This is a genomic window from Frankia sp. R82 (genome assembly GCF_023716925.1).
Classification (GTDB): Bacteria; Actinomycetota; Actinomycetes; order Frankiales; family Frankiaceae; genus Frankia.
In genome coordinates this window covers 1-11345 of the sequence record NZ_JAMQQG010000341.1, presented here as the reverse complement: position 1 = coordinate 11345, position 11345 = coordinate 1, and the positions used below count along the sequence as shown (strand labels likewise).

Genomic DNA, 11345 nt, shown 5'->3' with positions numbered 1-11345 from the left:
CAGAGCCATGAAAAAGGGGGCAGTACATAATTGGCACTGACAATCGGCACGCTGTTGAGTTCTCAAGGAGCAGGCGCCTTCCGGAGGAACATCCCAGGATGTTCCGATCCGTGCGACTATGTTCCACATTGCCAAGTTTGTGATGCGACGCTCGTCAGCTTCTCCCCAGAAGGGGCCGCCTCGCGGTCGCTATCCCCGAACCTCCCGCAGGAGGTTCCCGTCTGCGGGGGGCGGCCGTGGTGTTCGGCGTCCGCCGTGTCTCGCTGACAGAGAGAACATTACGGGTGGATGACGGGGAGCGTCAAATCAATCCCTGCCTCAGATGTGTGACCTATGTCACACCACCCTCGGAGCGCTTCGCAGCGATGTTCTGATATGCGAGGCTTGGAGGTCTGAGCCAAGATCCTCCAAGGCAGGGCCACGGGTCTCTGACCAGCGCGTTCGCTCCCAGTCGGTCCGCCTGGCAGTTCTCGTCGGGCCACGTGCCGGTTCTCAGGGTCGCCGCGGTAGCTGGCGGGGGCCGCTGACCGTCGGGTCCCCGGCCAGCCAGAACCGCCAGGGCCACTCGGCCGCGGCCCGGATCCCGATCCGCGGTCCACGCTGGATGACGGTCACGGCCGTCGATGGCGTCGGTGCGGTGCGGCCTGTGCCGGGCACCAGGTCACCGTGGGCGTCGATGCCACGCTCAGGGCGTCGGTGTGTCGGTGTGATGGCCGATGGGCTGCTGCTGGCGGTGGCGGCGACCAGGGGGCCGCCGCCGGTCACGGGCGTTCCGGTCAGGGCTGGTCCGACTCCGAGTACCCGGCCGAGCCGGCCGGGGCCCCGGGCGAGATCTCGGGCCGACAGCGCCGGCCAGCGGTCGCGGACCAGCGCCTGGCCCTCGACCACCTCGCCGGCTCGCAGCAGCACGGCGCAGGCCTGCCCCACCGGGCCGCACACGATGTTGACGCACCAGTGCACGCCGTAGCTGAGGTAGACGTAGGCCCGCCCAGGCGGACCGAACATGACGGCGGAGCGTGGGGTGGGGCCGCGGGCCGCATGAGAGGCCGGGTCGTCCACGCCGCCATAGGCCTCGACCTCGGTGATGCGAACGACGACCGGCCCGTGCCGGACCGTGGCCCCCAGCAGGTCGGGGGCCACGGCCAGCACGGGCCGGTCGAAGAAGGCGGCTGGCAACGGCGCAGCCGCGCCTAGCCCATCGCCCACCGACGGTCCCCGTCGAGCACGGGCAGGAGCGCGGCGAGCTGTTCCCGGACGCGGTCGGGGGCCGTCCCACCGGGGGCGGAACGGGCCTGCAGGGCGCCGGCCACCGACAGCACCCCGCGCACGTCCGGGGTGAGCAACGGGTTGATCACCGCCAGATCGTCGTCGCTGACGTCGTCCAGGTCGACGTCGTGTGCCACGCACCAGGAGACGAGCTGGCCGACGGCCTCGTGTGCCTGACGGAACGCCACCCCCCGGCGGACCAGGTACTCCGCGACGTCGGTGGCGAGCGCGAACCCGTCGGGGGCGGCCGCGGCGAGCCGCTCGCGGCGGACCCGCATCGTGGCCACCGTGCCGGTCAGCGCCGGCAGCACCAGCAGCAGGGTGTCCACGGCGTCGAACACCGGCTCCTTGTCCTCCTGCAGGTCCCGGTCGTAGGCGAGCGGAAGGCCCTTGAGGGTGGCCAGGAAGCCGGTCAGCCCGCCGATGAGGCGCCCGGACTTGCCCCGGGCGAGCTCGGCCACATCGGGGTTCTTCTTCTGCGGCATGATCGAGCTGCCGGTGGCGAACGCGTCGTCGAGCTCGACCCAGCCGAACTCACGCGTCGTCCACAGCACGATCTCCTCGCCGAGGCGGGACAGGTGCACGCCGATGAGCGCGGCGACGAACAGGAACTCGGCCGCGAAGTCCCGGTCGGACACCGCGTCGAGCGAGTTCTCGAACGCCCGGTCGAAGCCCAGTTCGGCGGCGACCCCGCGCGGGTCGAGGGGCAGGGAGGATCCCGCGAGGGCCCCGGCGCCGAGCGCGCTGACCGAGGCCCGGACGTCCCAGTCACGCAGCCGGTCGGCGTCCCGCACGAACGCCTGGACGTGGGCGGCCAGCTGGTGGGCGAACGAGATCGGCTGGGCGTGCTGCAGGTGGGTCATGCCCGGCGCCGGGGTCTCGACGTGCTGTTCGGCCAGCGTGACCAGGGCCTGGGACAGCTCGGTGAGCCGCAGCGCCACCTGGCGGGCATGGTCGCGCAGGTACAGCCGCAGGTCGGTGGCTACCTGGTCGTTGCGACTACGCCCGGCGCGCAGCTTGCCGCCCAGGGTGCCGAGCCGTTCCAGCAGGCCGCGTTCCAACGCGGTGTGGACGTCCTCGTCCTCGACGGTGGGCCGGAAGGCACCGCTCGCGACGTCCTCGGCAAGGCCGTCCAGGGCGGACAGCATCGCGGCGAGCTCGGCGTCCTCGAGCAGCTCGGCACGATGCAGGACCCGGGCGTGCGACTTCGAGGCCAGCAGGTCATAGGGGGCGAGCCGCCAGTCGAACTGGACGCTCACCGACAGGCGGGCGAGCGCCTCGGCCGGGCCACCGGCAAACCGGCCACCCCACAGCCGCATCGGCGGGCCGCCCGACGGCGGCGCGTCGGCGGCTGCCGCGGAATCGGTCGAGGTCACGGGTTCAGCCGCTGCTCACGGGCCGCCCAGACCTTGGTCGGCAGGCCCCACAGCTCGATGAAGCCACGCGCGTCCGACTGGTCGAACTGGTCGCCGGCGTCGTAGGTGGCCAGCGCGTGGTCGTAGAGGCTCGCTGGGCTGCGCCGGCCGACGACCTGGGCGACCCCGCCGGCCAGGCGCAGCCGCACGTCCCCGGACACCCCGACGCTGGAGGCGTCGACGAACGCGTCGAGGGCGGCCTTGAGCGGGGAGAACCACAGGCCGTCATAGACGATCTCGCCCCAGCGCTGGTCGACGCCCCGCTTGAACCGGGCGACGTCGCGCTCGAGGGTGAGGTCCTCGAGGTCGCGGTGCGCGGTGAGCAGGGTGATCGCCGCCGGACACTCGTAGATCTCCCGGCTCTTGATCCCGACCAGCCGGTCCTCGATCATGTCGATGCGACCGATGCCGTGCGCGCCGGCGCGGGTGTTGAGCTCGGCGACCAGCTCGGCGAGGCCCAGAGGCCGCCCGTCCAGCGCGGTGGGGATGCCGTCGGTGAACGACACCGTCACCTCGTCCGGGGTGCGGGCAACCGTCGGGTCCGCCGAGTAGACGAAGACGTCCTCCGGCGGCTGCGCCCACGGGTCCTCGAGAATGCCGCACTCGGCGGTGCGCCCCCACAGGTTCTGGTCGATGGAGTAGGGGGAGCGCTTGGACACGTCGATCGGCAGGCCGCGCTCCTCGGCGAAGGCGATCGCCTTGTCCCGGGTCATGCCCGAGTCACGGACCGGCGCGAGCACCCTGAGCCCGGGGGCCAGGGCGGACACGCCGACCTCGAAGCGCACCTGGTCGTTGCCCTTGCCGGTGCAGCCGTGCGCGATGGCGTCGGCGCCGTGCTCGCGGGCGGCCGCCACCAGGTGCTTGACGATGATCGGCCGCGACAGCGACGAGATCAGCGGGTAACGGTCCATGTAGAGGGCGTTGGCGCGGATGGCCGGGGCGACGAACGACTCGGCGAACTCGGCTCGGGCGTCGACCACGATCGACTCGACGGCGCCGCAGGTGAGGGCGCGCGCCCGGATCGCTTCGAGGTCCTCGCCGCCCTGGCCGACATCGACTGCAAGCGCGACGACCTCGGCACCGGTCTCGGCACCGATCCAGCCGATCGCCACGGACGTGTCGAGGCCGCCCGAGTAGGCAAGCACGACGCGTTCGGTCACGGACTTACTCCTTCTATGGGATGGGGCCTGCTATGGGGTGGGACCTGCTATGGGGTGGGACGGTTGCGGTCGGGCGGGTGCAGAGCCGGCGCGGACGGTTGCGGGTCGGGCGGCGCCGCGGTCCGACCCCGTCCCTCGGCCAGCCACAGCAGGTAGGCCGCCAGTGCGGGCCCGCCGATCGGCATGACGCCACCAAGCGGCATCCTGCGCCGTGAGGGGGCGTCCCCGCCAGGCACACCGCCGGAGGGATCGCCACCGGACTGGGCCGCCCGGCACACGACGAGGACAGTGTCGTCCCCGGCGATCGTGCCCATGATCGCCGGCATGTCCTCGCGGTCGAGCGCCGAGGCGAACAGCTGCGCGGCGCCCGGCGGGGTGCGCAGAACGACGAGGTCGCCGTTGGCCTCGGCGGAGACGAGCAGTTCCTCGCACAGCCGGGTCAGCGGCAGCCGGACGGTCTCGGCCGGGGCGAGGTTGCCCTCGACGGCGTAGACCAGTGCGCCGTCGACGCCACGCACCTTCGTCGCGCCGATGTCCTCCAGGTCGCGGGACAGGGTGGCCTGGGTGACCTGCACACCTTCGATGGCCAGCAGGCGGGCGAGTTCCGACTGCGACCGTACGGAGCGCTGGCCGATGAGCGCGGCCAGGCGCGCCTGGCGGGCATGTTTGGTCAGCGGCGCCGCCCGCCGCAGACCGGTTCCGGGACCCGGGCCGGCGGCGGGGCCGGCGTCCGGGCCGGTGTCGACCGCGTTCATCGCGGCACGCCTGCCTCGGGTGCCTGTGCCGCCTCGGATGCGAACAGCAGCGACAGCAGGGCTTTCTGCGCGTGCAGCCGGTTCTCGGCCTGGTCGAACACGGCCGAGTGCGGACCGTCGAGCACGGAACCGGCGATCTCCAGCTCCCGATGTGCCGGCAGGCAGTGCAGGACCAGCACGTCCGACCGGGCGGCCTCGACCGCCTTCTCGTCGAGCTGGTAGGGCTGGAAGACCAACGATCGGCTGTCGGACTCGCCTTCCTGGCCCATCGAGGCCCAGACGTCGGTGTAGAGCACGTCGGCGCCCGCGGCGGCCTCCAGCGCGTCATGCATGACCAGGGCCTCCCCGCCGGTGGTCGCGCCGATCTCGTTGGCGTGCCGGACGACCTGTTCGAACGGTTCGTAGCCGGGCGGTGAGGCGACGTGCACCCGCATCCCGGCGAGGGCACCGGCGAGCAGCAGCGAGTGGGCGACGTTGTTGCCGTCGCCGAGGTAGGTCAGGGTGAGCCCGGCCAGGCTGCCGCGCCGTTCCCGGATGGTCTGCAGGTCGGCGAGGGCCTGGCAGGGATGGGCGTGGTCGGACAGAGCGTTGACGACAGGGACACTCGCGGCGGCGGCGAGCCGCTCGAGCCGCTCCTGAGCGAAGGTCCGCACGACGATCGCGTCGACGTACCGGCTGAGCACGGCGGCGGTGTCCTCGATCGTCTCGCCCCGGCCGAGCTGGGTGCTGGCCGCGTCGATGACGACGGGATGACCGCCGAGCTCGGCGACCCCGACGTCGAAGGACAGGCGGGTACGGGTGGAGGGCTTCTCGAACAGCAGGGCCACCGAGCGGCCGGCCAGCGGCCGGTCGGCCGGCCCCGGCGTGCGCCGCCGGGCCTTGAAGCCGTCGGCGAGATCGAGTACAGCAGCCTGTTCCGCGGAGGTCAGGTCGGTGTCGAGCAGGAAGTGTCGGGCCGTCATGCGCTGACCTTAGATCCTTCCCCGGGCAGGTCGGCCGTCTCGCGTGCCCGGGCGACCACACCCGGCAGCACCGCGAGGAAGGCATCCGCCTCGGCGTCGGTGAGGATGAGCGGGGGGGCGAGCCGGACCGCGGTCGGCACCGCGGCGTTGACCAGGTAGCCCGCCTGCCGGGCAGCGACCTCGACGGCGGGGGCGTAGGGGCCGTCGAGCTCGATCGCCCGCCACAGGCCCGGCCCGCGCACACCGAGAACACCGGGGATCGTGGCGGCGCGGATCCCCGCCGCCAGGCGGTCGCCGACCGTGCGGGCGTGTTCAAGCAAATTGTCGGCGACGATCGTGTCGAGCACGGCCAAGGCCGCAGCGCACACGATCGGCCCGCCGCCGAACGTGCTGCCGTGGTCGCCGGGGCGCAGCAGGTCGGCGGCGGCGCCGATGCCGATGCAGGCCCCGATCGGCAGGCCACCGCCGAGCCCCTTCGCCAGGGTGACGACGTCGGGGCGCACCCCGGCGCTCTGGTGCGCGAACCAGGCACCGGTGCGGCCGATCCCGCTCTGGACCTCGTCGAGCACGAGCAGCGCCCCGGCGTCGTCGCAGACCGCCCGTGCCTGGGCCAGGTAGCCGGGCGGCGGTGGCACCACGCCCGCCTCCCCCAGGGTGGGTTCGAGGAACACCGCGGCGGTCTGTTCACCGACCGCCGCCCGCAGCGCCGCCGCGTCGCCGTAGGGGACGAAGCGCACGCCGGGCAGCAGGGGTTCGAACGGAGCGCGCTTGGCCGGCTGGCCCGTGATCGACAACGCGCCGAGGGTGCGGCCGTGAAAGGAGTTCTCGGCGGCGACGATCTCCGGCCGCCCCGTCCGCCGGGCGATCTTGATGGCGGCCTCGTTGGCCTCGGCACCGGAGTTGGCGAAGAAGACCTTCGCGCCACCGCCGACATCCCCGCTCGCACCGTCGGCGCCGCCGGCGGGCAGGGGGCTCTCGCCGAGCAGCTCGACGAGCCGTTCGGCGAGAGCGACCTGCGGCTCGTTGGCGTAGAGGTTCGACACGTGGCCGAGCGTGTCGAGCTGGGCGACCACGGCGGCGCGGATCGCCGGGTGGGCATGGCCGAGCACGCTGACGGCGATGCCACCGAGCAGGTCGACGTACTCCCGGCCGGTGTCGTCCCAGACCCGGGTGCCCTGGCCGCGGACCAGTGACAGCGCCGGGCGGCCGTAGGTTGCCATGATCACGGCGTCCCGGCGGGCGAGCAGATCGGCGTTCATGGCCTGGCTCCGGTCTCGGGGGTGGGATCAGGGATGGAATCAGGGACGGACGCGGGCCCGGGGGTGATCAGAGTGCCGATGCCGTCATCGGTGAAGATCTCGAGCAGCAGGGCATGCGGGACACGGCCGTCGAGCACATGTGCCTGCGGGACACCGCCGCGCACCGCCCGACGGCAGGCCTCCATCTTGGGAATCATGCCGGACGCGAGGGTGGGCAGGAGCTCTTCCAACTCGGTGATCGTCAGCTCACTGAGAACCTCGTCGCTGACCGGCCAGTCCGCATACAGACCTTCGACGTCGGTGAGCACGACGAGCTTGGTCGCACCGAGGGCGACGGCGAGTTCGGCGGCGGCGGTGTCGGCGTTGACGTTGTAGACGCCGCCGTCGACGCCGCGGGCCACCGAGGCGATGACGGGCACCTTGCCGGAGTCGAGCAGGGCGTTGACCGTCTCGGCACGCACCTTGACGATGTCGCCGACGAGGCCGACGTCGACCGGTTCGCCGTCGACCATGGCGGGGCTGCGCCGGGCGGTGAACAGGTTCGCGTCCTCACCGGACAGCCCGACAGCGAAGGGGCCGTGGTCGTTGACGAGGCCGACGACATCCCGGTTGACCTGGCCGAGCAGCACCATCCGCACGATGTCCATCGTTTCGGGGGTGGTCACCCGCAGGCCGCCGACAAAGGTCGACTCGACGCCGAGGCGGGCCAGATGTGCGGTGATCTGCGGCCCACCGCCGTGGACGACGACGACCCGCAGCCCCGAATAGCGCAGAAACACGATGTCGGCGGCGAACGCGGCGCGCAGCGCCGGCTCGGTCATCGCGTTGCCGCCGTACTTGACAACGATCGTCGCGCCCTGGAACCGCGACAGCCAGGGCAGCGCCTCGATGAGGACCTGCGTCTTGGCGAGCGCAGCGTGCCCGCGGGCGGTGGCCGCGGGCCCACGCGCACCGGCGGGTGACGAGGCGGGCGGGGGCGGGGCTGGCGAGGCGGTGTCGGTCATGTCGAGTACGCCGAGTTCTCGTAGACGTAGCCGTCGGTCAGGTCGTTGGTCCACACGGTGACCTCGTCCGAACCGGAGTGCAGGTCGACGAGGATGTCGATCCGCCGGTCGGAGAGGTCGACGAGGTCCCGGTCCGCCCCGGGGGCGCCGGCGCGGCAGACCTGCACGCCGTTCATCGACACGTCCAGCGCGTCGGGCTCGAACGCAGCCGTGGTGGTGCCGACCGCGGCGAGCACCCGACCCCAGTTGGGATCCTTGCCGTACAGCGCACACTTGAGCAGGTTGTTGCGGGCGACGGCACGGCCGACCTCCAGGGCGTCAGCCTCGCTGGCGGCGCCGACCACGGTGATCGCGATGGTCTTGGTCGAGCCCTCGGCATCGCCGAGCATCTGCTGGGCGAGATCGAGGCACACCTCGGAAACCAGAGCGGTGAACTCCGCGGCGGGCAGGGTGACCCCCGAGGCGCCGGAGGCGAGCAGCAGCACGGTGTCGTTGGTCGACAGGCACCCGTCGGAGTCGACCCGCTCGAAGCTGACCCGCGAGGCCTCCCGCACCACACCGGTCAGGGTGGCGGCATCCGCCACCGCATCCGTGGTGACCACGACGAGCATCGTGGCCAGGGACGGAGCCAGCATCGCCGCGCCCTTGGCCATGCCCCCGACCGTGACACCGGGGGTGCTGGTGGAGGTACGCACCGCCGTCTTCGCCACGGTGTCGGTGGTGCGGATCGCCTCGGCGGCCTGGCCGCCACCGTCGTCGTCGAGCTCCTCCACGGCCCGGGTGACACCCGCCAGCAACCGATCCATGGGCAGCCGGACGCCGATCAGCCCGGTGGAGCAGACCGCGACCTGCCCCGCGCCGAGGCCGAGAGCACCGGCGACATGCTCGGCGGTGGCATGCGTGTCACCGAACCCGGCCGGGCCGGTGCAGGCGTTGGCGCCACCGGAGTTGAGCACCACGGCCCGCACCCGGCCGTCCACAAGCACCTGACGGGTCCACAACACCGGCGCGGCCTGGATCCGATTGCGGGTGAACACGCCGCCGGCGGCGGCGAGGGGACCGTCGTTGACGACGAGGGCGACATCCGGATTACCGGACGGCTTCAGTCCGGCCGCGACTCCGGCGGCACGAAAGCCCCGCGGGGCGGTGACGCTCACAGCTGCCCTCCCAGGCACAGGATGGAGGTGGTCACGGCGCGATGCCCTGAGCGGTGAGACCGGCGGTCTCGGGCAGGCCGAGCATCAGGTTGGCGCACTGCAGCGCCTGACCGGCCGCCCCCTTGCCGAGGTTGTCGATGGCGGACACCACGATCACCCGCCCGGACTCGGCATCGTACGTGCCCTGCACGTGGACGGCGTTGCCACCGAGCGTCGCGGCGGCCCGTGGCCAGCGCCCGGGTGGGAGCACCCGCACGAACGGCTCCCCCGCATACGCCGCCCGCAACGCCTCATGGACGGCCTGCTCGTCGACGCCGGGAACGGCCCGCCCGGAGCAGGTGGCCAGGATCCCCCGCGGCAGCGGGGCGAGCACCGGCGTGAACGACAGGCTCACCGGGAGCCCGGCAACGCCGGACAGCGCCTGCACGATCTCGGGACGATGCTGGTGGGTGCCCACCTTGTAGGCGGTGAGATCACCCATCACCTCGCTGCCGAGCAGGTTCACCTTGGCCGCGCGGCCCGCACCCGAGGTGCCGCTGGCGGCGACGACCGCCAGATCCTGCGGTTCGACCAGGCCCGCGACCAGCAGCGGCGCGAGGGCGAGCGAAGATGCCGTCGGGTAGCAGCCCGGCGCGGCGACCCGGCTGCTGGCGGCGATGTGCGGGCGGGCACCGGGCAGCTCGGGCATTCCGTACGTCCAGGTGCCGGCGTGCTCGCCGCCGTAGGCCCGCTGCCAGGCGGCCGGATCGGCCAGGCGGTGGTCGGCACCGAGGTCGACCACGCGCACACCCCGCGGGAGGGCGGCGGCCACCGCCCCGGACTGCCCGTGCGGCAGCGCGAGGAAGACGATGTCCGCCTTGCTCTCGACAAGTGTCTGCGTGTCAGCGAAGACTCGACCTTCGAGGTCGGGCAGATTCGGATGCACGTCTGTCACCGGCAGGCCGGCGGACGTGTTCGCCGCCAGCACCCCGATCTCGATGTCCGGATGGCCGAGCAGTAGGCGCAGCAGCTCTCCGCCGCCGTAACCGCTTGCTCCCGCCACCGCCGCCGTCACTCCCATACGAGAACTTATACACTCGCCCGCATGATCATTCAATGAATTTCGGTTGAAGGCCGGAGTCCGGCGAGCCCGGCCACTGCGCGGCACCCACGCCCAGGTCCGCAACGCCGCCCGTGTCCGCATGGCTCCCGGGAGCAACACCTGTGTGACGGTAGGTGGCACCTCGCTAAGCTGACCCCTCGATGACGGGGGAGACGAGGACCGGGCTGTGCACCCGCCCGACGCAGTGGTGATCGTCGACCGGGATCGGGTCGAGCGTGCACTGCCCGGGTACGAGGTCGGTGCCCGGCTGGGCTCGGGGCAGTTCGGGCTCGTGCTGTCCGGGCAGCACCGGCAGATCGGCCGGCCGGTTGCCATCAAGGTGATGGAGGCGGACCGGGCCGAGGCGGTCCGCCTCGAGTTCGCCGTCGAGGCCCGGGCGCTGGGCCGCCTCGACCATCCGCACATCGTGCAGGTGCACGACTACGTCGAGGCCGAGGGGCTCTGCCTGGTCGTGATGGAGCTGCTCTCCGGTGGCACGCTCACCCACGGCCACGCCGGACTGACCGGGCCGGAGGTGGTCGCGGTGGGCTTGGCCGTGGCCTCGGCGCTGCACCATGCGCACACCCGCGGCGTGCTGCACCGGGACATCAAGACCGACAACATCATGTTCGCCGCCGAGGGCACCGTGAAGGTGACCGACTTCGGCATCGCCAAGATCTTCGAGGGGGTGGCGGCCACCGCCAGCAGCGTCTCCGGTACCCCCATGTACATGGCACCCGAGCAGATCCGCCGCGGCCGGATCGGCCCGGCGACGGACCAGTACTCCCTCGGGGTGCTGCTCTACCACCTGCTCACCGGCCGACCGCCGTTCGATCCGCTCCAGTCGGTCGAGGCCCTGTGGGAGCAGCACCTGCACGAGCCGCCACCGCCGCTGACCGGGGTGGCATATCCGATCGCCGAGGTCGTGCTGCGCGCCCTCGCGAAGGACCCGGCCGATCGGCATCCCGACGCCGACGCGTTCGCCCGGGCCCTCGCCCGGGCCGCCACCGTGAGCCTTGGTCCCGGCTGGACCGAGCAGATCCGCCTCGCCCTGCACCTGCCCCCCGGCGTCCGCGCCGCCCTGCTCGGCACCCCGCCGACCGCGGCGACCTCGTACGACGCGGCTGCGACCGCAACCGCGACCAGCCGGACTCCGACGGCCATGCCCGTACCCACGGGCGCTTCTCTGGACGCAGCCACCTTGCCACCACCCCCGACCTCGCCACCCCCGACCTCGCCACCCCCGACCTCGCCGCAGCCGTCCACGCCACGGGCGCCGTCCCGAC

General features: G+C 72.4%; 10 protein-coding genes. 1 reads left to right on the top strand and 9 read right to left on the bottom strand.

Going from position 1 to position 11345, the window contains the following annotated elements; genetic code table 11:
- Positions 1 to 492 precede the first annotated feature (492 nt).
- Genes ND747_RS27855 through argC form a run of 9 tightly spaced genes read right to left on the bottom strand, consistent with a single transcriptional unit; the run spans position 493 to position 10038 of the window.
- Positions 493 to 1206, bottom strand: a complete 714-nt coding sequence (locus ND747_RS27855) for a DNA-3-methyladenine glycosylase (RefSeq protein ID WP_251737232.1) — start codon at positions 1204 to 1206, stop codon at positions 493 to 495.
- Positions 1191 to 2585 carry an argininosuccinate lyase gene (gene argH / locus ND747_RS27850; protein ID WP_251737233.1) on the bottom strand — a complete coding sequence of 465 codons (1395 nt, stop codon included), beginning with the start codon at positions 2583 to 2585 and terminating at the stop codon, positions 1191 to 1193. The genes ND747_RS27855 and argH overlap by 16 nt, the downstream gene beginning before the upstream one ends.
- 53 nt (positions 2586 to 2638) lie before the next feature.
- A complete protein-coding gene (locus ND747_RS27845; protein ID WP_251737231.1) occupies positions 2639 to 3841 on the bottom strand; it encodes an argininosuccinate synthase in 1203 nt (400 codons plus the stop codon).
- A 47-nt stretch (positions 3842 to 3888) separates the two neighbouring features.
- Entirely contained in the window at positions 3889 to 4596 is a 708-nt protein-coding gene (gene argR / locus ND747_RS27840; RefSeq protein WP_251737230.1) for an arginine repressor, read from the bottom strand.
- Positions 4593 to 5558: an ornithine carbamoyltransferase gene (gene argF, locus ND747_RS27835; RefSeq protein WP_251737229.1), complete on the bottom strand. Its 966-nt coding sequence runs from the start codon at positions 5556 to 5558 to the stop codon at positions 4593 to 4595. The genes argR and argF overlap by 4 nt, the downstream gene beginning before the upstream one ends.
- A complete protein-coding gene (locus ND747_RS27830) occupies positions 5555 to 6817 on the bottom strand; it encodes an acetylornithine transaminase (RefSeq protein WP_251737228.1) in 1263 nt (420 codons plus the stop codon). The genes argF and ND747_RS27830 overlap by 4 nt, the downstream gene beginning before the upstream one ends.
- Positions 6814 to 7821: an acetylglutamate kinase gene (gene argB / locus ND747_RS27825; protein ID WP_251737227.1), complete on the bottom strand. Its 1008-nt coding sequence runs from the start codon at positions 7819 to 7821 to the stop codon at positions 6814 to 6816. Before argB ends, ND747_RS27830 begins: the two co-directional genes overlap by 4 nt.
- Entirely contained in the window at positions 7818 to 8978 is a 1161-nt protein-coding gene (argJ, locus tag ND747_RS27820; RefSeq protein ID WP_251737226.1) for a bifunctional glutamate N-acetyltransferase/amino-acid acetyltransferase ArgJ, read from the bottom strand. Before argJ ends, argB begins: the two co-directional genes overlap by 4 nt.
- Before the next feature lie 31 nt (positions 8979 to 9009).
- Positions 9010 to 10038, bottom strand: a complete 1029-nt coding sequence (argC, locus tag ND747_RS27815; protein WP_251737225.1) for an N-acetyl-gamma-glutamyl-phosphate reductase — start codon at positions 10036 to 10038, stop codon at positions 9010 to 9012.
- Between the two features lie 208 nt (positions 10039 to 10246).
- Between argC and ND747_RS27810 the strand changes: the two genes are divergently transcribed.
- The coding region (locus tag ND747_RS27810) for a serine/threonine-protein kinase (protein WP_251737224.1) at positions 10247 to 11345 on the top strand (1099 nt) is incomplete at its 3' end.